The sequence below is a fragment of the Listeria aquatica genome, from assembly GCF_014223975.1.
In the GTDB taxonomy this organism is placed as follows: domain Bacteria; phylum Bacillota; class Bacilli; order Lactobacillales; family Listeriaceae; genus Listeria; species Listeria aquatica.
Genome location: NZ_JAARRM010000001.1, coordinates 53,451 through 75,420, shown reverse-complemented (window position 1 = coordinate 75,420; position 21,970 = coordinate 53,451). Strand labels below are relative to the sequence as shown.

Sequence of the window (21,970 nt, the reverse complement as noted above, 5' to 3'; positions counted from 1 at the left end):
CAGACGGTTCAGCCAAAACTATGTAATTTAGTTTTCTTTCTTTTCTTGTAGTAAATCACGAATTTCTTTTAGATACTCTTCAGATGGCGTAACTTCTGGCTCAGCTTCTTCCTCTTCGGTATTTCTTCGTCGTGATAAGCTTAAAAGTACTTTGATGAAAACAAATAATGCAAGCGCTACAATTAAGAAATCAACAATCGATTGGATAAATAATCCGTATTTGAGTGTCGCATCTCCAATTTTCACGGAAAGCTCTGTGAAATCAAGACCGCCGAGAACCATACCAACAAGCGGCATGATGATATTATCGACTAGTGAGGAAACGATTTTCCCAAATGCTGCCCCGATAACAACCCCGATGGCTAAATCAATCACATTGCCTTTTAAAGCAAACTCTTTAAATTCCTGAACAAACTTTTTCATCTCGATCCTCCCTCTCCTTTGCTAGATTCCTCAAAATCATGAAATCGAAACATGTTTTATCATACTATTTTTCTTTAGATTTGTCATACCTTTTGCATGTTAAAAGCCAGCTCACATGTGAGCTGGCTTTGTGACGCTTTCCCGTTTCACAAGTGAAACGGGAATAAGTTCTTTATAAAAATGATAGTCAGGATCTTTTTTCATCAAAAGTAAATGCTGAACGGCTTTTTCTGCGAGCAACTGAACCGGCTGTTTAATTGTCGTGAGGCGTGGCTTAACAATATCCGAGAAGCTAATATCATCAAAACCAATGACAGAAAGTTCATCTGGTAAAGCCAGGTTACGCTTATTCGCGGCATCATACAGGCCAACGGCAATAAGATCGTTACTGCAAAACACGGCTGTCGCCTCAGACGAAAATAGTTCTTCTGAAATCGTTTCCCCGCCGCTTCTTGTAAGATCGGTTTTAAACGTCAACACGGCTCCGCCTGCACGCTCGATTTCATTTTGAAAACCTTGCAAACGGTTGGCGATATTGACGTAAGAGGTTTTGCTACCGATAAAGGCCGTCGTGCGGTGACCATTTGCAAGCAGTTCGCTAGCCGCAAGGGCCCCGCCTTTATAATCATCCACGTGAACGGAAAATTGCTCGAGTGAATAACGATTGTCGAGAATCAAATAAGGAATTTTCGCTTGTTTGAGCGCATCCAAAATTTGTGTTTCCATGCTCGTCAAGCTGCAAATTACTACGCCATCGACACCACGCGAAATGAGCTCGCTCAGGTACTGCTTTTCTCGCTCACTTTCTTCAAAAGAGCTACACAAAAGCGTCATATAGCCTTCTTTGCTCAACTCTTTTTCAAATGCTTTCGCAAGTTCTGCAAAAAATGGATTCGTGATATCTGGAACTAACAAGCCTACTGTAAAACTTTTTGCCGAAACTAAACTTCTTGCCGTTAAATTCGGCTTATAATCTAGTTTTGCAATCGCATCAAAAACTTTTTTCTTCGTTTTCATTGTGATGTGATCTGCCTTATTGTTAATGACCATTGAAACAGTCGCAATGGAAACGCCGGCTTCTTTCGCCACGTCTTTTATCGTACTCGCCAAATCGATCCACTCCCCGTAGATTCCCTATCTCCTTCTATTCTAGCAAAATTCCACACGGGCCGCCAATTTCCTTTTGAAAAGCCAAAAATTCATGATAGGGATAGCGTTCTGGAACAGAGCCTGCCGCTACTTTTTTAAATCCTCGTTTATCAAACAGATGTCGCATCGCCTTGTTGTTCACACCCGTCACACTACAAAGCGCGTCACATTGAGCCGCCATTGCTTCGTCCTCAGCAAACTTTAGCAACCTAAGCGCAAGCCCTTGCCCGCGTTTTAGCGGTGAAGTCATGACTCTTTGGATGAAAACAGGGGATTTTGCTTCTTGCCAGTTAAACTGCTTCACAGTACCCGTTTGCTGTTTCGTGAGCGTTACCATCGCGAACAACCTTTCAGCTTCAAACCATCCGAACAAACTGCCAGTTTCAAGGTCGCTTTGAAGCACCATCTTGGAAGGATAATCTCGGTTCCACTGGTGCGCATTTAAGCTTTCCTTCACCTCTACAAGCAGCTTTTCCGCCTGCTGGAATTCTCGATGTTCGATGCGGCGAATCATTGTTCTTTTAACTCCTGCTTTGTTGGAATCGAAGTGTAGGCTCCTTCGCGCGCTACAACCATCGCCGCGAGTTCTGTTGCTTTTTGAATCGCTTCTTCTGCTGTCTGCGTTTGAATGCAGTGTGCAAAAGTGCCAATAAAGCTATCGCCTGCGGCCGTTGTATCCACAGCTTTTACTTTTTTAGCGGGAACTAGCATTTCGCTTTCCGCCGAGACTAAGAGTGAGCCTGCATCGCCAAGCGTAACAATGACGGCTTTTTGAACTAGTTGAAGCAATTTTCTAGCTGCCTGAATCCGTTCTGTTTGATTTTGAAGTGTTTTACCGGTCACAAGTTCGAGCTCTGTTTCATTTGGAATCAAGTAGTCGGTTAGAGCGAGTAAGTCCTCACTGCAGGTTTTTCCAGGAGCAGGGTTTAAAATCGTCGTTTTCTTTTCTTTTTTCGCGATCCGAAAAGCTTCTAGCACGGCTTCTTCCGGGATTTCAAACTGCGAGATCACAATGTCACTTGCAGCAATTTTCGCTTCCGCCGCACAAACGAGTTCTCGCGTCACTTTTTCATTCGCACCGCCATACATCAAAATCATATTTTTCCCTGCTTCATCTACGGCAACAAAAGCCTGCCCTGTTTCATCATCCATGACAGCAATTTTTTCTTGGTCAATTTCTTCTTCGGTGAGAATCGCCTGTAAAAACTCACCACGCTCATCACGTCCAATCGCCCCGACAAAGCTTACCTTACTGCCAAGCCGGCTCGCCGTGACTGCTTGATTAAAGCCTTTACCACCAGCAGAATGTTTGATGGTCTTTCCGGCAATTGTTTCGCCCACTTGAGGAAGTGCTTTAAAGGTCATCGTTGTATCGACATTTAGGCTTCCCACTACACAAATTTGATTCATTTTTATCTCCTCACTTACAAAATCACTAATGATAACACAATGACTGTCACTATCCCAGCTAAAATCGGGATGCTCGTTCGTTTGACAATTTCAATGGGCGATACTTGCATAACGCCTGCTACAATCATGATGACTCCTGCAACTGGCGACATTGAGCGTGTCAAATGTGCTACAAGTTGCATCGGCAAGGCTAGTTGAATCGCGTCAACATGTGCACTTGCTGCGATATCTGGAATAAGTGGAATGGTGGCATAGAAAAGCGGCGTTCCCCCACCACTTACAAGCCCAAACAGGAATGTGATGCCGCTGAAAAACAGCGTTAAGATGGTTCCCGCACTGTGAACATTTTGAACGGAGTGCATCAACATCTCAATTACGCCTAGTGCTTGCAAGCCTTTGGCGAAAAAGACACCCCCGATGACAATAATCACAACTTGTGTAAAGCCTTGCCCCATTCCCTTGAAAAATTCAAAGGAGCCATCAAAAACTTGTTTTAAATTTTGTTTTCGAAGGGTTTCAATTACAAACACAATGAAGAAGGAAAGGAAAGTCAGAATCACTACTTCTACTTTAATATCACGGAAAAACAAGCCAGCAATGACAATAAAAATGAGTGGAAGTAACGGCAAGATTCCATAATATTTAGGGGGAAGTATTTTCTTCGTTTCCTGCTGATTATGTATTTCTTCCTGAACTAGGAACGCTTTTTCCGCCTGACGTTTATCCATATAGCGTTGCCAGAAATAATGCGCAACCGCCATCACAAGGATTGTTGGGATTGAAATAAGGGCGTGATTAAGGAAAACGTAGTCAAAAAGCGAAATCCCAAGTGTTTTTGACGCAATCACATTATCCGCTCCGAGCGGCGTTGGTACGACCGTTGCAACAGTTGCAATCACTCCGCCGATCGTGAGCGGACTTAATCCCACTTTTCTTAGAACAGGATAAAGGACAGCCATCAAAATCACCGCTAAACTCGATGAACTTGGAATAAACAAACAAAGCAAATTCCCAACGAGAAATACAATCGGTATTAATAAATATTTGGCCCGGATTCTTGAAAGCGGCTTAGTTAAAATTCCCACTACAATATCGGTTGCGCCTAAGTGATTCATGTAAGACGCATAGCCAAACAAAGTCATAATCGTGATGCCCACCACGCTAAGCTGATCAACAAATGTTAATTCAAGTTGCTTAAAAACATCTAAGAAGCCTAAACCCGTTGCTTCTTTTGGTTCTAAAATCGGATTTCCAAGTAACAGTGCAATGAAAAACAAAATGAGTCCGGCTAAAAGTAGCACAAGTGCCGGCTGATATTTCTTCACAATCAAGTAAAAAGCCATCGCAACAATGACAACTGTAGAAATTAACTCAATCATATGCGATATCCTCGTACCCTTTTTCTTGCTTGATTCTGTTCATTCGCCTCTATTCCCTTCGTTATAAGATAATAAGGGAAAGTCCGATAACCATAATAATGCCGATAATGACTGGCACACTTGTCCGTTTTACTACTTCGATTGGGTTGACTTTCATCACACTTGCAACCACCATGATCACTGCAGCTACTGGTGAAATCGAGCGGACTAAGTTCGCAATCAGTTGCATTGGTAGCGCAAGTAAAATCCCATCAATGTGCGCACTTGCAGCAATATGCGGAATGAGTTCAATCGTTGCATAAAACATCGCAAGTCCGCCCCCACTTACAAGACCAAGTAAGAAAGTGGCACCGCTAAAGATGAATGTTAAGATTGTTCCCGCACTTTGCACGTGTTGGACAGATTGTGTCAGCATATCAATTACGCCGATCGTTTGCATTCCCTTAGCAAATAATACACCACCAACTACAAGTACGACAACCTGCGTGAAACCTTGCCCCATTCCCTTAAAGAATTCAAAGGATTGATTGAGCACATCTTTGAGCTTTCTTTTGCGTATAAATTCAATAATTAAAGCAATGAAAAACGAAATAAATGTGAGTACGACAACATCCGCTTTAATATCACGGAAGAAAATTCCAATAATGACAATGAAAAGAAGTGGCAACATTGGCAAGATTGCATAATATTTGGGTGGAAGTTCTTTTTCTTCCTGCTCCACTTTCGATTCATCAATATACACATAAGCCTTTTCGCCTTGACGTTTATCCATATATTTTTGCCAGAAATAATGGGCAACTGCCATCACAACGAGTGTCGGAATAGAGATGATTGCATGATTCAAGAAAACATAGTCAAACAAATTGTAGCCAAGCGTCTTAGCGGCAATGACATTATCTGCCCCAAGCGGCGTTGGCATGATCGTCGCAACTGTTGCAATCACCCCGCCGGCTGTAAGAGCACTTAAGCCTACTTTTTTCAAAACGGGGTAAAGAATCGCCATCAAAATGACGGCTAAACTTGAAGCACTTGGGACAAACAAACTTAAGATGTTTCCGATAATAAAGACGACGGGAACAAGTACGTATTTCGCTTTGATTTTCCCAAGTGGCTTTGTTATCATGCTAACGGCAACATCATTCGCTCCTAAATAGTTCATATAAGAAGCAAATCCAAACAGCGTCATAATTGTAATCCCAACGACACTTAGTTGGTCGATGAAAGTTAACTCAAGCTGTTTAAAAATATCTAAAAAGGCAAATCCTGTCGTGTCCCCGCTCCCTAAAATCGGTTTACCAAGGATAAAAGCTAGTAAAAATAGAACGAGTCCAGCTGAAAGAAGTACAAGTGCCGGCTGATAGTTTTTCACGATCAAATAAAAAACAAGCGCAATGACAATGACTGCAAGAATAATCTCAATCACTTTCTAGAAGCCCCCTTTATTTTGTTTGTTCAAGCATTTCAAGAAACCATCCTCTAAATTTTTCTACATGCACATCAAGTGCAACAGTCGCATTAGTCTCTGTGTGATATTTCATTTTCAAGTCTGCTACCGTTGCGCCATTTGCTGAGCCTTTGCCTGTTTCAATTTCAACATGTGTATCTGCAAAATCGAACAGCTCTGGTTCCACAATCGCAGCAAGGGCGCACACATCGTGCATTTTAAGCCCAGTTTTCATACTGCCTCCGCGGTAATGTGAAAAAAGTGCAGCAAACATCTCTCCCGCTCGGTTCATTGTCTCAATCTGCTTGACTTCTTTTTGCATCAAGACTGCTCGACTTGTAACATCGAGCCCGATCATCGTTAGTTTCACACCTGACTCGAATATGATTGCAGCTGCTTCTGGGTCTGTGAAAATATTGAATTCCGCAGCCGTTGTTGTGTTCCCGCGACTTAGGCTCCCACCCATTAACACGATTTCTTTCACTTTCTCCTTGGTTTCTGGATAAAGTTTAAAAAGTAAAGCAATATTTGTTAAAGCGGCAATTGGCATTAATGTGACAGGCTCCTCACTTTTAACTAGTTCTTCTCGTAAAGCCTCTACTGCATGAACCGGAAGAACCGTTCGACTTGGTTTTTCAAAATGAAAACCACCCATACCAGATTCCCCGTGAATTTCACTACTGTCTTCAAGCGGTTTTAAAAGCGGTTCAGAACATCCCCTTGCAACGGGAATATCGACATCAAAAAACTCTACTAATTTCAGCGCACTATCCGTCGTTTTGTCAACGCTTACATTTCCTGCAACAGTTGTAATCAATCTCAAATCAATTTCAGGGTGAAACATGGCAAAAGAAATCGCAACTGCATCGTCAATTCCGGGATCTGTGTCAATGATCAAAGGTATTCTTCGCATTTTCTTACCTCCAGTTAAACGTTTAATTTAATAACTAAAAAGAAAGCGCATTCTTCAAAGAAAATAATAGCATTAAACGTTTAATTAAACAAGAGTTTTTTTAGAAAAAATTTTTAACGGCAGAAATAAACCGCCTTTCTCTAACAAGAAAAGCGGTTTATTTCTTTTATTCATCAAAAAAATCTTGGATAGCTTTTTGGTTTGCACTAATATTAATGCGCAGAACCGATCCAGCCCCAGCGATTCGTTGATTTTCCCACGTTCCTTTCACTGGAACCGTAAGTGTTTTCAGGTCATCTGTACGCCCTAATACAAAATCTGTTCCTGTTTTTAAAACAAGTGACGTTGGTAAATCCGTCGATGTATAACCTTGAACCGTCCCAAGCACACTTGGCATTTTAAAAATGCTAGTCGCCGTGATGGCTTGTTCTTTTACCGCACTAAGCACTTGTTGTTGCCTACGAACACGTCCAAAGTCGCCTTCTGCATCATGACGGAAACGAGCATATTGTAAAAGCGTATGTCCATCCATTTTTTGCTTCCCGGCTTTGATATTCGCATCAATATTTTCCGACATATCTTTCTCGGCATCAATTTCAATGCCATCTGGAGCAAGAACATCAATGATTTTCGCAAAACTATCAAAATTTGTTACCACATAGTAATTACATTTCACACCAAAGTTTTCCTCAACTGTTTGCCGAACAAGTTCTGGACCACCATAAGAGTAAGCAGCATTAATTTTATTTTTCCCATGTCCGGGAATATCTACGTAAGTATCTCGCATCAATGAAACCAGTTTCGGCTTTTTCGTTTTTTTATCATAATGCGCAATCATAAGTGAGTCAGAGCGCCCTTGATCTGCTCCACGTGAGTCACTACCAATGAATAACACATTAATATCATTTCCTTCTGTTTTTGCCCCGTTAAATTCAAAACTCTTCATTTGACTGGCCTTTTCTGCTGTTTTTAAGCTAGATTGATATTGAAAAAATCCGATTACGCCAAACACCACTACAAGAAGGAGCAGCAAGACCAAAATCGTACCAAAAAACCGCCCTTTTCTCACTTTTCTTCGCTCAGCATGACGTGCCATAACTTTCCACCTCGACTCATTTTTACAAAACTTTGCATTTTCTCCTTACATCTTACACTAAAACAAATCAAAAGGTGAACAATAAACTTATAAGAATTATTAAAGAAATTTAAAAACACATCATTCTATGCGGAATTCTGCTATATTATTAATGTAAAGAAGGAACTATTCAAATAAATCAGACCAACCATTTAGCTTTTAGAAAAAGGGAGGAAAATCAAGTGAAACAACCAATTTACAAACGAAAAAGCTGGCAAATCGCTTTCGGTGTCATCATCATTCTTTTGATTGTAGTAGCTGTACTTTTCTTTATCTTCTTAAACCAGTCTGCAGATAAAAAGGCAGAGCGAACAGCCGAATCGTTTACGACAAACTTAAAGAAAGGGCACTATGATAAGCTTGCAGAAGATGTCACGAAGGATTCACTAAAAGAGTCTCAGTTCAGCCAAAAGCAATTGCAAGAAAAATATCAAGCCGTTTATGGCGGTGTCGGGGTTCAAGATATTACCGTCAAAAATTTGAAAGTTAAACCCGGTGCCAATAGTCGTATTTATAATCTTAGCTACGAACTTTCCATGCGAACAAGCCTTGGGAAACTAAAAACGCAGCGATATAAAACCACGATTTCTAATGACAATGATGAGTGGAAAATCAATTGGAAACCTGCACTTATTTTCCCTGGCATGGTTGCTGATGACAAAGTTCGCCTTGAAACAGATGAAGCAAGGCGAGGAGACATCGTTGATCGTAATGGAAAAAAACTAGCAACAATGGGCGATTTCTATGAAGTTGGGGTCGTACCTGAGCTTCTTACGAGCGGTGCTGAAAAAAACAAACGCATCGAGGCAATCAGCAAAGAAATTGATATTCCAGCTAAAGAAATCAACGAGGCTCTAAAGCAAAAATGGGTCAAAGAAGATAGCTTCGTCCCTCTAAAAACCGTTTTTGATGGTGTGAAATCTGACTTAATTGGGATTGCTTACGCTCAGAAGGTTTTACGTACGTATCCGTTAAATCAAGCTTCGGCTCATTTGCTTGGTTATGTTGGCGAAGTGAGTGCTGAAGATATCAAAAAAAATCCCCAATTAAAAGTGGGTGATGTGATTGGAAAAACTGGACTTGAGCGCTACTATGATAAGGATTTACGCGGGGAAAGCGGTGGAATCATAAAAATCGTAAATGACCGCACGAAACATGAAACTACTTTGCAAAAAGTGGCTCGCAAAGATGGACAAACTGTTAAACTCACAATTGACGCTAATTTACAGCAAAAAATATATACAGACTTATCCAAAGAACCAGGAGCCGCTTCAGTGATCAATCCTCAAAACGGGGAACTGCTGGCTCTTGTGAGCACTCCTTCTTATGATGCAAATCAAATGGCTGCAGGAATTCGGGCAGAAGATTACAAAACCTATAGTGAAGATGAGCGGATGCCATTTTTAGCACGTTATTCAGCACGCTACGCACCAGGATCAACTTTCAAAACCATTACAGCCGCCATCGGTCTTGATCTTGGCGTCACTAAACCGGATAAAGTGCGAAAAATCGATGGTTTAAAATGGCAAAAGGATGCTTCATGGGGCAAATACTCCGTGACGCGCGTTCATGATAAATCAAGCGTAAATATGGTTGATGCGCTCGTTTACTCGGATAACATTTATTTTGCACAAGAAGGACTGGAGATTGGTGCTCGGCGATTTGAAACAGAACTCAAGAAATTCAATTTTGGTGAAAAATACACTCACTTACCGGTTGACATGAAGGCTGCCCAAATTTCGAACGATGGGCTTAAATCTGAAATCCTCTTGGCGGATACGGCTTACGGCCAGGGACAGCTCTTGATGAGTCCGATTGAACAAGCCGCTGCCTATTCAGCCATTGCCAATGGTGGTAAAACCGTCTATCCTAAACTCACCGTTTCACAACAAGTCAAAAATCCTGAGCAAGCGGTGAAAAAAGAATCAGCGGATATTGTGAAAGAAGCGCTCGTTAAAACGGTTTCTGATCCAAATGGAACGGCACATGGCCTTGCTGTCAGCGGAAAAAATCTCGCAGCAAAAACAGGAACCGCTGAATTGAAGCAAAAACAAGGAGAAGATGGCGATGAAAATGGCTTTCTATATGCCTTCAATGCCGACCATCCAGATGCGCTACTTGTTGGCATGGTCGAAGATGTGAAAGGCCGTGGTGGAAGCAGCCTTGTCATTGACCGCCTAAAAAACGTGATTGCAACCTTTTAAAAAAAGAAGCGTTCAAACTCATGTTTGAACGCTTCTTTCGTTTTATTTCTCAGCTAGGAATTGGGTAATCATTTCCTTATAGACTTCAATCATATCCGTGTAATTTTCGATAGAAACATGTTCATCAATTTGATGAGCAGTTTCAATGATGCCAGGACCGAAGATGATCACTGGGAACTCTTTTTTCGCTTTGATGAATTCTGCGGCGTCGGTTGTCCCTGGCGACGTAACTAATTCAATGCTTTGACCTGTTTGTTTTTTATAGACATCTTGGCCAATTTTCGCAATATCTGAATCTTTATCACTAAATACAGGAAGCTTATCGTAATCCCAAACAAGTTCCAATTTCACATCTTTTTCTGCATTTAACTTGTTTACAATTTTCGCAAATACATTTTTAATTTCATCATTATCTACTTCTGGTATCGTTCGAATATTTCCTTGCATCTTCGCTAATTCCGGGATACTGTTCACTTGGTTCCCGCCAGAAATGACTGTGGCATTGTGCGTGAAGTTCCCAAGGAGTGGGTTTGTTTCTTTAACGGATGCCACAAATTTCTCAACTTCATTGTAAAACAATGCTAAATTGTCAATGGCGTTGATACCAAATTCAGGCATTGAACTATGGGCATTCTTGCCGTAAGAAGTCACCGTGTAATTCATCGAGCCTTTGTGGGCATACCAAATCCGTGGACCGCTTGGTTCCCCGATAACGAGTGCATCCAGATCATCCGCATAACCTTCCGATGTAAGCTGTTCTGCTCCTAGCTCTCCAACTTCTTCTCCGACAGTGGCTAATAGTTTTACCTTTCCTGGTAAGTTTTTCTTTTCATCTTTTAGTTCGATCATCGCGATCACCATCGCCGCAAGTCCCGATTTCATGTCCGTTGAGCCCCGACCATAGAGCTTGCCGTCTTTTTCCGTCGCTTCAAAAGGTGGATAAGTCCACTTTGAAGGGTCTCCCGCATCCACAACATCCATGTGTCCAGAAAGTCCCAGTACACGGCTCCCGCCATCGCCAATTTCACTGATTAAGCTCGCACGCTTTTCCGCATACTGTACTTTTTTCGAGTCGATTCCGTGTCTTGAAAGTAATTCCCCTAAATAGTTGGCCACTGCTTCTTCGTTCCCATTCGTTGAATTAATGTTTATGATGTCCTTTAGAATCTGCAATCTTTCTTGTTGTTCCATGTGATTACCTTCTTTCTTTTAGTCTCCTTTCTACTTCCCTGTTTTAAGGGTTTTAAACAAGAATAAGATGGAATTTTTAGAAAACACATGCGTTGGAAAAACGAAATGAATAGAACAGATTAGAATTTTAATGTTTAGTTCTACTTAATTAAATATACCTGGCTTTATTTTCAATGAAGTCTGTACACTCAAGCTACGACTTATTCTAGTATTTAAACCACCGTTTATATTTAATATTCATAAGGTCTGTATTTTTGTCTTAATTTAATTTGCTCATTTTTTCTTTCCAATATCTCATCTCGCAAATACAGTACAACACCTTCTTTTTTGATTCGATGAATCTTATTTCGATTGACCAAAGAATAAAAATTTTGTCTAGAGATCTGTAGGATATCGATTGCCTCTTTTGTTGATACAAAAAAATTATTTAGAAATTCTATTTTCTCTCTAGCCGCTTCGTCTAAATCCATATTTATTATCCTTCTTTCATTAATTAAAATTCATTACTTAATAGACTCCATATAAAACGAATCTATAAAAGCTAAAAAATTCTCACTTACTTTTTTCTTATCAAACAATGCAGCTGTTTTGCAAGAATAATCTTTTAATTCTGCCAGTTGCTTTTTCTCTAATTCTAAAAATTTCCGGAGGCATAGAACAAGACTTTTTTCATCACCTGGCGGAAATAAAAAACCGTTTTTGCCATCCTTAACATAACTCTTGATTCCTGCGATATCACTTCCAATAACTGGCACCCCGCAAGCCATTGCTTCTAACCCAACTAAACCTAAACTTTCTCCTTGCCTTCTGCTTGGGAACAGGAATACATCAAAAGTATTGTAATAATCAGGTAGATCAGATTGGGGAATAAGCGGTAGAAATGTAACGCTATCTTGAATATTTAAATGTTTAGTAAGTTTTAGTTTTAAGTGGTCAAATTCCCCACTCCCAATCATCGTCATTTTTAAATGGGTTGAAGGAAATTCTTCCCTTATTTTTGCAAAGGCTCGTAAAGCATTTTCCCATCCTTTATCTTTATCTATTCTTCCTACAAAGCCTATACAGATATCATCTTTGGCTTTTTTTGTATATGGATGAAAAATATCTAGATCAACACCTCCAGAGGGTGAGATATAAATTTTTTGATCATTAATATCATACTTAGTTTTTATAGATTCTTTAAAGTACTGAGATGGAACAACCACTTTTACCGCTTTTTGACAAAGCTTTTTTACTAATGGTTGAAAAATATGCTGAGATTTTTTTTCCGGATAAACATCACTTCCATGTAAATTAACAATAACTTTTAGTTTTGGCCTAAAGCATAAACTAATTATTACAGGAAGGGCAGTATGAGATGCATAATGAATATAAATTAATTCTCTTTTTTTAAACAGGTTTGAATAAATAATTTTTAAATAGAAAACAAGATATGCTCCTAATTTTTTTATTTTATTTTCTTTCTTATGCATTACAATCTTTTCTACATCATGTCCTCCCTCTTCCAATATCGTAATATGATTCTTTACGAATACCCCATAAGATGGAAATTTTTTTGAAGGATACATATTTGAAATTATTCGTATTTTCATGTTTAATTCCTTTCTAAATAAAATAATTTTATTTCCAACCATTTAACTCACAAATATGTTGTGATTTGTTTCTGCTTGAGCCTAAATGATTTTGGCACAGTATAATGATCTTTGAAATGTCCAACAGCAATATACATGATGAAATTTTCATAAGTTGGTACTCCTAGGAGGCTTCTAGTTTTTTTCTCTTTTGTAGAATCGAACATCATATTAAGTGCGCAAGTAGCTAAATCATTATACTCAAGCGCATATAACAGGGACATCCCAAAAATCCCACCGTCAATATATATTTGGTTTCTTTCCGTAATATTTACGAAGTAGCGTGTATCAGTTGTAACTGCAATTAAACACGGAGGTATTTCATATCCATTAAAGCCACCTTGAATTTGTAAGGCCTTAGCTATTTTGTCTTTATCGCGCAAAATGTATACTCTAGAACTTTGTCGGTTACAAACAGAAGGAGACTTTGTCGCAATCTGAATGGAAGATTGAATAAGACTTACATCAACAGGGCGTTCCGAAAAATCCCTCACACTATGCCGATTTAATGCCAGCTCTTCAAAATTACGATATTTATTTCTGTTTTCAGTAGTAGAAGAAAACTTTTTTATCCCTCCCAGTGATAATGATGAATTTTCACAGTCTTTTACTAATTTTTCATATTTTTTAGGGATATAGTTAATGTTAAATGAATTGTTTTTATGAAGATGAACATATTCTTTAACGATGGAAACCGCATTTAAATACACAGGATCCTCTAAATCATAATTATTCTTTGAATAGATAGACATATTGTCCAGCAAATAGAGTATAGTTTTCTTACCAAATCCCAGCCGAATGTTTTCATGAGATAAGCCTTTTTCTATAGAATGGCTATAAAATAATATTTTGGCCTTGATTTGTTCACAAATAGTGCTATTTTTTCTTGAATAGTATTTTAGAAATCGTTTTTTATCCCGCTTAAAGAGAAATCTATTTTGAATAAGTTTTCTTTTTTCATTTAGAACATCAAATAGAAAGTCTGGGATAATTTGTTTCATTTTTTGTTTCATCTTTTTCTCCTTTGAACAAGTTGAAGATTTTTTTATCATGCTAAAAACACTAATCAGTACCTAATCGTCAATCTGTTGATAAAAAACTTTTTGTTAGTCTGTTACGAAATTATTTAAGATATGCTTCCTAATTAGCTCTACCCCTCTCTTTTTTTCTTGCATTAACACACTATTTACCTGGTCAAAATGATAAGCAGGATTAACAGTCAGAAGAGGGGTCTCTATTTTCACCCGAGTATCTTCTAAACCAAAAGTTTGAAGTAATGTATCAATCCGCGACGAAACTCCTTTCCCATCGGAACGTTCATAAACGAAAAAGGGAGTATTCGTTACAATAGAGAAAACACAGCTATGGAAAGAATCTGTTATTACATATTCAGCAAAACAAATCGAGCGAATAAAATCCAAGGGAGTGACGATTTGTTGTTTTGGGTCATAGCTATCACCCATAATTTTTATTATCTTTAGTCCTTTTGCCTCTGCAAAACACTGAATTTGTTTCCAAGTTTCTTTGGCAGGTTCACTAATAAAATATACGAGTAAGTAAGGAGTTTCGTGATATTTTTCAGGCTTCAAAAATTCCATCCATTCTTGTTTACTTAATAACAATGTCGGATCAGGTGCAACTTCAACATCGACATTAATTAATTCTTTTATAATTTTTTTACCAGCATTTTCTCTAACAGATATATACTGAAAATCTGTTAGAGATTTTCGAAAGTGATCACGCAACTTTTTAGGAGTGGCTGGTATTTCAGAAACGCCAAAACTTGCTGAATAACTAAATTTTTTATGGCTATCAGCGAAACCCAGAAAATTTGTGTCATCAAAAGAAATTATATTTGGATTCCAAACTTGATCACTTCCCGCTATAAATAGATCATACTTATCATTAAGATCAGCTACTTCACTTTGTTTTACTGTTTTCTGAGAAATGTACTCAGATGAAAATGGGGCGATAACATCTTTTTTGGCATTTATCATTTTTTTATAGACTTTTCTTTTTCTAAGACTGTTTGGAGTGATTTTTCCAATGAGTTTCTGAATAATAAACTTAATATCTGCTATAGTAGATATATGCGAATAAATAAATTCGTGTTTAAGTTTATCTATTTTTTTCCTTTTAACTGCAATTGTATCTACTTCAGCACCTTCTTTTTTTAAAATTTGTTGTAAAGCAAAATTTTGTAGTCGATTTCCATAATTAAAATCACCATTAAGTGTAATAATTCCAATTTTTTTCAAACTTATTCGTCCCTTCATTAACCATTTTCTAAACTTTTTTTATTTCTAATAAAACTTATGCCCCATTTAATAACTGGATAATAAATCCATAACAATAAAACTAAAGCAGATAAATTTAAGATACTAATAAAAATCAACTGATGTGAGAAACTATTTAAAAAAGCTAAAATATATAAAATGAAAGTTACAATACTATGTCTCTTAATTGAGAAACCTTTCCAAATTCGCATGGAAAAATAAGTTTTTGCAAGAAATAAAGCAATATAGGCCGTTCCTGTTGCTATCGCAGCACCTATTGCTCCCCATTCTGGAATAAGACAGATATAAAGGGTAAAAGCAACAACTATAGCGATTAACGAAACAATTATATTTAAATAACTTTTTTTAAAAAACACAATCCCCAATTGCGTTGTTGAACTTGCAGTCATCATTAATGGATAAAAACACAGGAATGGAAATATATATTGCGCTTCTTGGTATTCATTAGGCAAAATGAAAATGATTATCCCTTTAAACAGTAAAAGGAGTACAAAAAATAACGCTATAATTCCCATCACACATTCACTGACCCCTTGAAAATAGGAAATTGGTTTCTTTTTTTGATACCACTCATAAGCAGTTGGAACCCATAGATTTGTAAAGGTAGTTTGAAAAATAAGTAGAGCACTTGCTATTTTAAATGCTGCTGTATATAGACCTAACTGTTCAAAATTGCTGAGGTAGCCTAAAAATAACTTATCAGTAATAACTAAAAGACCATAAATAAAATTAGCTAATACAATTGGTAGCCCAAACTGTGACATTTTTTTCAGTAGATCAAAGTCAAATTGGAAATGGCGTAAGTTTAAATCAGATAAACAGCGAATACTCAGTAAAAAATCTCCTATCATCTGACCAACAATCATTGCATAAATAACCGTAATAAAATTATGCTTAAAGTTTGTTAAGAAAAGGACAGTACATACTAAAATTGAAAATTTTATAAGAATATTAAAAAACGAAAATTCAAGCCCTCGATTTTCCATTCTGAATAATAAAAGAAAAAAGCGTTCTAGAATAAGCAAAAACACAGATATCGCAAGGGCTACAATTATACCGTTATAAATTCTTACTCCAAATAAAAGCTGTGAGAAAAAGTGTGAAAAAATAATCATTCCACTCGCTAATAAAATAGCAAATAGAAAGGGTATAATAAGAGCTGTTACTAAAAGGTTTTTTTTGTCCTTATATTCGTAAAACTCCCGAGCAAAAGCTTGGTCGTAGCCTAGATTAATAACTAAAATTAGTAACGATTGAGCAACTAGAAACATACTCGTTTTCCCATATTCTTCGGGTGTAATGAAATATGTTATGACAGGTATAGTAATTAAATTTAATAGGGCCGATCCGAAACTACCGATAGTAAAATGAAATAATCTTCGTAATAAAATACTCATTAACTATTCTCCTGAAATGGGTAGATAATCATACAATTAGGTTCTATCCATCTGTAGTATATCTTACGATTAAGTGCGGACTGCACATCCCTATTACTCTTTTTACATATTGATAAATGTCTATTTTGTTGACATAATTGATGCACTCTAAACCTCTTCCTTCAAATCAAAATAATTTATTACTGTCCCCCGTCAAAATATTGCTAAATAATTGTACTATTTGAATAGCATAATTAGTTCATAAAACCGTGCTACTACTCATATCTTCTTTGTCGTATAACTTTAGCTGGGACTCCACCGATAACTGAATAAGCAGGATAGGTTTTACCGGGAACTACCGCACCAGCTGCCACGATACATCCATCCGGTATGTCTGCACCTGGTAAAATAATCGCTCTTGTTCCAATCCAAACATCATCTCCAATTGTCACAGATTTTTTCTCCGTTCCGCTATCTAATATTTTCGCTTTAGTAGCAGTCCGGTGATTCTCTGTTAAAATAACAACTTCTGGTGCCATAAGAACTCCATCTCCGATTTCGACTTTTTCTGTCGCAATTATTCTTGATTTATCCCCAATAGATGATTTAGCTCCTAAATATATATTTTGTGAATTTCTCAAAGTCACTTTTGGCCTGATATTGCTGTCAATCATACATCTTCCAAAAAATCGCTTAGCTGTTCGATTTTTCACGGAACGAATCCATCGTCCACTCCAATGACCGGATATCATTGGTATCTGATTAAGTAAAGCAAAAAATAACCTTGCGAACATGTTTTTCAACTCCTTCCTAAAACCATATACAGAATAAACTCAATAGCTTTTAAGCATATAATTACTGAGAAATATACTTGTTTACTTTCTTGAACAAGAAGAAAGTGGCGAATTCAAAAGACAGGAAATAATGGATATTGTAAGTAAATCAATCGTAAAATTATGATTTATATCTCTTTCCCCCAATCCAAAATTGAATTACTACATTTTATTCATCCTTTTCATCACTTCTTTGATTTAAAATGATTCCCCCACAAACGAGCCCTAACAATGTCGACGATAAAGCAGAAAACATCACATGTCCTGCCGTAAAGCTATAAAACAAGAATAATAAAAAGGCAATCGTATTAATACTGCGGTTCCTTTTTCGCAAACTCAAAACAAGAAAATAAACAATTAAGGCGGTAGTAACAAATACGCCAAATAACCCTAATGCAAATAATCCATCAAAAAAGTCCATTTCAATTAGGCCAATTCGTCCAAAATGAATGAGTCTATATTCAAAACCAAAACCTATTACAGGAATAAGTATTGAATTTTTATTACTCGCAAACTCTTCGAGGCCTCCCCGAAGAAAGTCACTTCGAGAACTTGTTAGCAACCGAACTAAATCTCCATCATATAAATGGTAAAAATAAACGATTCGATCGAAAGTTCCTGACACTGCTGATACAATAAAATCTTTTCCTATAACAAGTAATACAATAATTGAAATGCCAGTTATAACAAATGTCGTAATTCGATACGAAAGCTGCACTCCTTTTTGTTTAAATAAGAAATAAGATAACATCCCAAGCGTAAAGATAACTTCATAAAGTATGCCTGTTTTTGTGCCTAGAAGAATGAGACAAATTAAAATACTCAAATATAACATGGCGAGTCCAATTGATTTTTTTTTTGCTTTTTCTGTCAAAGATTTGATAAAGGACCACCCAGTAAAAGTTGCAGAAATCATAAAAGCAATTGTCATATCATTGGTTGCAAAAAAGAATCCTTTATACCCTGCATCGCTATTCTCATATGCTTGATTTCCAATCCCTAGTGCATATGGGATAAGTAGTCCCAATGCAAAGAACAAACTGGTTGCAATAAAAACACCATCATAATGGATTTGTTTAAGCTTCTCACGTCTTTGATAAATAAAATAAGGAATAAGAACCCATAAAAAGAATTTTATAAAAACGATGATATCTTTGAACATCATGATCACAGAATTTTGTAACACAACCGTTTGAATCAACAAGATCATCATACAGGCAAAGATAAAAAACACGGTTAAAATAGTATACGTTTTTTTCTCAAATCCAGCATATACGATACAGACAATTAAATAGATAAAGCAGAAAATCCGATATACTATTCCAATAGGCAGGGATAAGTTATAACTGATAAATAGCCCATTAAAAAAATCAATGATGGGAAAAATTGAGAACAAAATAATAAAAAAATAAATATTTGTTAGCTTGCACTCCAAGATTACTCTTCCTCCTTATTACTTAAATAAATATCGACCTATTAATCATGAAGATTAGCGATAAAATAATTGCTTATTTCTATGCAAAATGTGGCGAGGAAACAAATAACCTCCATCATAAAAGGGACTATAAATACACAGAATCAGTATAAAAATAGGCTAAACGAATATCCCCCCTGCCATTTGATATGCTATTTTGTAAGAGCTTTAGCAGAAAAGTAATCTGTCTTGGGTCTAACTAAATTAAACGCCCCACTCCCAAGCCAGGCCTCCTCACAGCGCCAAGAAAATAACCTCTTTTTGATATTTAATTTTTTTGCTTTCGCGCCTTAATTTTTTCTCTCATCACTTTGATTAAAAACAATATATTTCCTTTCACATAGCGACCAAACATGCGTCGTGGCTCCTGTATAAACCGATAAAACCACTCTAACCCAATGTCTTGCATCCATTGTGGTGCACGTTTTGTTTTTCCTGCAACAACATCAAAGCTTCCCCCAACTCCCATCACAAAAGGCACATCCATAAAATATAAATAACTATCAATCCAAAATTCCTTTTTGGGACTGGAAAATGCAACAAATAAAATATCAGCATTACTTTTTCGAATATCAGATGCAATGTTAGGTGATTCAAATTCTTCGAAATAGCCACTTCGATATCCAGCTACTTCTAATTCCGGAAATTGCTTTTTGTGGCTTGCTACAACTTCCTCTACTATGTCTTGCGTAGCTCCAAAATAATATGGACGGTAGCCTTTTTGAGCGCAAAGTGCAACTAAATTTAGAAATAAATCAATGCCTGTAACACGTTCTGGTATATCATAGCCTAGGAACCGTCCAGCTATCACAATAGACTGACCATCTGCATTAATGAGAGGAGAGGCATTGATAATGCTACGTAGTTCTTGATCTTTTGACATTAAATTAATTTTATTAGCATTAATCACAACATGTTGCACAGGTGTTTTATTCTGAATTATCCTTTCAATTTCATTTATAGTTTCTGCCATAGTAAGCCCATCAACATAACTTCCTAACATCTTTATTCGTTTCATTTTTCACACCTTAGTATACATTTTTTGGAAACAACATGGCCTTTATCGTTTTGAGCATAATTTTAAAATCTAAAAACAAGGAGGCTTCACGGATATATTGCAAATCGAGTTCAACCATTCGATGGAAATCAAGAGCATTTCGTCCACTCACTTGCCATAGTCCAGTACAACCTGGTTTCACCACTAAACGCTTTTTATCATATGTTGTATATTCTGTAACTTCTCGCGGTAATGGAGGTCGCGGGCCAACAAGTGCCATTTCACCTTTTAAAACATTTAAAAGTTGAGGCAACTCATCAATACTTGTTTTTCGTAAAAACTTGCCTACTTTTGTAATTCGCGGATCTTCTTTCATTTTGAACATTGCACCTTCAATTTCGTTATATTGAAGTAATTCCTCTAACATCTCTTCTGCATCAGGTCTCATAGTTCGGAATTTATAAATTTTGAATTCACATTCCTCCTTGCCCACCCTTATTTGTTTGAAAAAGATTGAACCTTTAGGGTCTTCTATTTTTATCGCGATACAAACGATTAAAAATAAGGGAGATAAGATAATTAATCCCAACATTGAAAGTAATGTCTCACATACCTGTTTCACGTCAATGTACCATTTTTTTTGATTAATTTCTAAAGCTATTTCTCTATCTGACATTTTTTGTCCCCTTCTTACTTAATAGGTATAGGAATAATAATTACTTTTCTTTTCCGATACTCCATTTAGAACCGCACCAATAATTGGTACATGTGTTACATTTATTGCATTTATCGCTTGTTTAATTTTATCTTTTGATGTGCTAGCGTAACGAGTAACCATTATAATTCCATCCGTATTATTCTTAGCAATAACGAGTGCATCGGATAAAATCGTAACAGGAGGGGTATCGATAAGGATTAAATCAAAACTCTGTTGTAATTCTTGGAGGACACTTGCCATTTTTTTCGACCCCAACATTTCATTCGGATTCGGCGGAATAGCTCCACTTGTTAAAACAAATAAATTATCAATTTCTGTTGACTGATAGCTCTCCTCTAAACTAATTTCATCGGTTAAAACAGCCGAAAGACCCGTATATAAGTTCTTAGAGAAGGTTTTATGAATGGTAGGTTTTCGCAAATCTGCATCAATCAACAACGTTTTCTTTCCCTGCTGAGCAAAGACAACTGCTAGATTCGCCGAAATCGTTGACTTCCCGCTTCCTGCTTCAGGTGAAGTAATTAAAATCGTTTTGAAAGTAGAATCAATGCTTGAAAAATCAATGTTTGTACGGATCGTCTTGAACTGTTCACTTACAGGTGAATTTGGGTCATTGTACGCGATTAATTGCTTCCGTTCGGTTCTTTTTTTCATTCCTAAAACTCCCCTCCTCTATATTTTTTTCTGGCTCCATCTGTTCTGGCTCAAAAGCATTGACCGTTCCCAGCACAGTAAGTCCAAGTGCTTCTTGTAGATCTTCCACACTTTTAATTGTGCGGTCAAAAATGGTCTGAACAAAAATGATCATAATCCCAATTATTGCTCCAATTACAAATGAAAGTGTCAACATTAAACTCTTATGAGGTTTTACAGGTGCTTGTGTTTTAGAATACTGAGCTTGAGAAAGTATCGTGACATCTCCAAAATTCATAATATTCGGAATTTGCTTTTCGAAAACCTGTGCGGTTTTATTAACAATTTCCGTCGCACCTTTTGCACTTGAATATTCAGCAGTAATTTCGATAATTTGTGAATTGGAGCTACTATTAACCTGGACAGCATTGGCAATTTCTTCCCGTGAATATTTATTTCCTAGTTCTTTTTCCACTTCTTTTAAAATTCTTGGGCTCGTGACAATCGCACTATACGTGTCAACTAATTGTAAGTTCGCCTGGACATCTTGCGCTTGGATATTGGTTTTACTCGAATCTACTTGGTTCACCAAAACTTGCGTCTTACTTTGATAAACAGGCGTCGCAATAAACCAAAGATAGATACTCATGATGCAGACACATAAGCCGATTGCCCCCAAAATGTACCATTTACCCCGGCTAATCGCACCAAATATTCTTTTTAAATCAATTAATTCCTCCATTGCACTCTCCTACTCCATTAT

General features: G+C 37.2%; 21 protein-coding genes. 1 reads left to right on the top strand and 20 read right to left on the bottom strand.

All coding sequences use genetic code 11. From position 1 onward, the window contains the following. Positions 1 to 27: 27 nt before the first annotated feature. The 8 genes from mscL to HB912_RS00415 form a co-directional block, all read right to left on the bottom strand. Positions 28 to 423: a large conductance mechanosensitive channel protein MscL gene (gene mscL / locus HB912_RS00450; RefSeq protein ID WP_185371723.1), complete on the bottom strand. Its 396-nt coding sequence runs from the start codon at positions 421 to 423 to the stop codon at positions 28 to 30. A 111-nt stretch (positions 424 to 534) separates the two neighbouring features. Next, positions 535 to 1,533 (bottom strand): LacI family DNA-binding transcriptional regulator, encoded by a 999-nt coding sequence (locus tag HB912_RS00445; protein WP_185371722.1) that lies wholly within the window; start codon positions 1,531 to 1,533, stop codon positions 535 to 537. Positions 1,534 to 1,567: 34 nt separating this feature from the next. After that, positions 1,568 to 2,086 (bottom strand): GNAT family N-acetyltransferase, encoded by a 519-nt coding sequence (locus tag HB912_RS00440; RefSeq protein ID WP_185371721.1) that lies wholly within the window; start codon positions 2,084 to 2,086, stop codon positions 1,568 to 1,570. Next, complete coding sequence (rbsK, locus tag HB912_RS00435) at positions 2,083 to 2,982, bottom strand: ribokinase (RefSeq protein ID WP_185371720.1); 900 nt, start codon at positions 2,980 to 2,982, stop codon at positions 2,083 to 2,085. The genes HB912_RS00440 and rbsK overlap by 4 nt, the downstream gene beginning before the upstream one ends. Before the next feature lie 14 nt (positions 2,983 to 2,996). After that, complete coding sequence (dcuC, locus tag HB912_RS00430) at positions 2,997 to 4,361, bottom strand: C4-dicarboxylate transporter DcuC (protein ID WP_185371719.1); 1,365 nt, start codon at positions 4,359 to 4,361, stop codon at positions 2,997 to 2,999. 61 nt (positions 4,362 to 4,422) lie between these two features. After that, complete coding sequence (gene dcuC / locus HB912_RS00425; protein ID WP_185371718.1) at positions 4,423 to 5,784, bottom strand: C4-dicarboxylate transporter DcuC; 1,362 nt, start codon at positions 5,782 to 5,784, stop codon at positions 4,423 to 4,425. Between the two features lie 16 nt (positions 5,785 to 5,800). Continuing rightward, positions 5,801 to 6,718: a ribonucleoside hydrolase RihC gene (gene rihC / locus HB912_RS00420; RefSeq protein WP_185371717.1), complete on the bottom strand. Its 918-nt coding sequence runs from the start codon at positions 6,716 to 6,718 to the stop codon at positions 5,801 to 5,803. Between the two features lie 166 nt (positions 6,719 to 6,884). Continuing rightward, positions 6,885 to 7,814 carry an LCP family protein gene (locus tag HB912_RS00415; protein WP_185371716.1) on the bottom strand — a complete coding sequence of 310 codons (930 nt, stop codon included), beginning with the start codon at positions 7,812 to 7,814 and terminating at the stop codon, positions 6,885 to 6,887. Positions 7,815 to 8,035: 221 nt separating this feature from the next. On the opposite strand from HB912_RS00415, the gene pbp4 reads away from it, so the two are divergent. Beyond that, entirely contained in the window at positions 8,036 to 10,057 is a 2,022-nt protein-coding gene (gene pbp4 / locus HB912_RS00410; RefSeq protein WP_342354349.1) for a penicillin-binding protein PBP4(5), read from the top strand. 42 nt (positions 10,058 to 10,099) lie between these two features. On the opposite strand, the gene HB912_RS00405 is transcribed toward pbp4, so the two are convergent. The 12 genes from HB912_RS00405 to HB912_RS00350 all read right to left on the bottom strand — a co-directional run bounded on the left by HB912_RS00405 (position 10,100) and on the right by HB912_RS00350 (position 21,949). Beyond that, positions 10,100 to 11,248, bottom strand: coding sequence for an ArgE/DapE family deacylase (locus HB912_RS00405; RefSeq protein WP_185371715.1), 1,149 nt, complete (start codon positions 11,246 to 11,248; stop codon positions 10,100 to 10,102). 230 nt (positions 11,249 to 11,478) lie between these two features. Then, the gene (locus HB912_RS00400) at positions 11,479 to 11,718 is read right to left on the bottom strand and encodes a helix-turn-helix domain-containing protein (RefSeq protein WP_185371714.1); all 240 of its coding nucleotides are present in this window, start codon (positions 11,716 to 11,718) and stop codon (positions 11,479 to 11,481) included. A gap of 33 nt (positions 11,719 to 11,751) precedes the next feature. Next, on the bottom strand, positions 11,752 to 12,882 hold the full coding sequence (locus HB912_RS00395) for a glycosyltransferase family 4 protein (protein ID WP_185371713.1): 1,131 nt from the start codon (positions 12,880 to 12,882) through the stop codon (positions 11,752 to 11,754). Positions 12,883 to 12,887: 5 nt separating this feature from the next. Continuing rightward, a complete protein-coding gene (locus HB912_RS00390; protein ID WP_185371712.1) occupies positions 12,888 to 13,892 on the bottom strand; it encodes a nitroreductase family protein in 1,005 nt (334 codons plus the stop codon). 93 nt (positions 13,893 to 13,985) lie between these two features. Next, positions 13,986 to 15,137: a polysaccharide pyruvyl transferase family protein gene (locus HB912_RS00385; RefSeq protein WP_185371711.1), complete on the bottom strand. Its 1,152-nt coding sequence runs from the start codon at positions 15,135 to 15,137 to the stop codon at positions 13,986 to 13,988. 17 nt (positions 15,138 to 15,154) lie between these two features. Further along, entirely contained in the window at positions 15,155 to 16,573 is a 1,419-nt protein-coding gene (locus HB912_RS00380; RefSeq protein WP_185371710.1) for a lipopolysaccharide biosynthesis protein, read from the bottom strand. A gap of 254 nt (positions 16,574 to 16,827) precedes the next feature. Next, on the bottom strand, positions 16,828 to 17,346 hold the full coding sequence (locus HB912_RS00375) for an acyltransferase (RefSeq protein WP_185371709.1): 519 nt from the start codon (positions 17,344 to 17,346) through the stop codon (positions 16,828 to 16,830). A gap of 208 nt (positions 17,347 to 17,554) precedes the next feature. Further along, entirely contained in the window at positions 17,555 to 18,820 is a 1,266-nt protein-coding gene (locus HB912_RS00370; protein WP_185371708.1) for an O-antigen ligase family protein, read from the bottom strand. A 307-nt stretch (positions 18,821 to 19,127) separates the two neighbouring features. Beyond that, positions 19,128 to 19,877 (bottom strand): WecB/TagA/CpsF family glycosyltransferase, encoded by a 750-nt coding sequence (locus tag HB912_RS00365; RefSeq protein WP_185371707.1) that lies wholly within the window; start codon positions 19,875 to 19,877, stop codon positions 19,128 to 19,130. A gap of 10 nt (positions 19,878 to 19,887) precedes the next feature. Beyond that, on the bottom strand, positions 19,888 to 20,532 hold the full coding sequence (locus tag HB912_RS00360) for a sugar transferase (RefSeq protein WP_185371706.1): 645 nt from the start codon (positions 20,530 to 20,532) through the stop codon (positions 19,888 to 19,890). Positions 20,533 to 20,550: 18 nt separating this feature from the next. Further along, positions 20,551 to 21,228 carry a CpsD/CapB family tyrosine-protein kinase gene (locus HB912_RS00355; RefSeq protein WP_185371705.1) on the bottom strand — a complete coding sequence of 226 codons (678 nt, stop codon included), beginning with the start codon at positions 21,226 to 21,228 and terminating at the stop codon, positions 20,551 to 20,553. After that, positions 21,185 to 21,949: a YveK family protein gene (locus tag HB912_RS00350; protein WP_185371704.1), complete on the bottom strand. Its 765-nt coding sequence runs from the start codon at positions 21,947 to 21,949 to the stop codon at positions 21,185 to 21,187. The genes HB912_RS00355 and HB912_RS00350 overlap by 44 nt, the downstream gene beginning before the upstream one ends. Between the last annotated feature and the right edge of the window lie 21 nt (positions 21,950 to 21,970).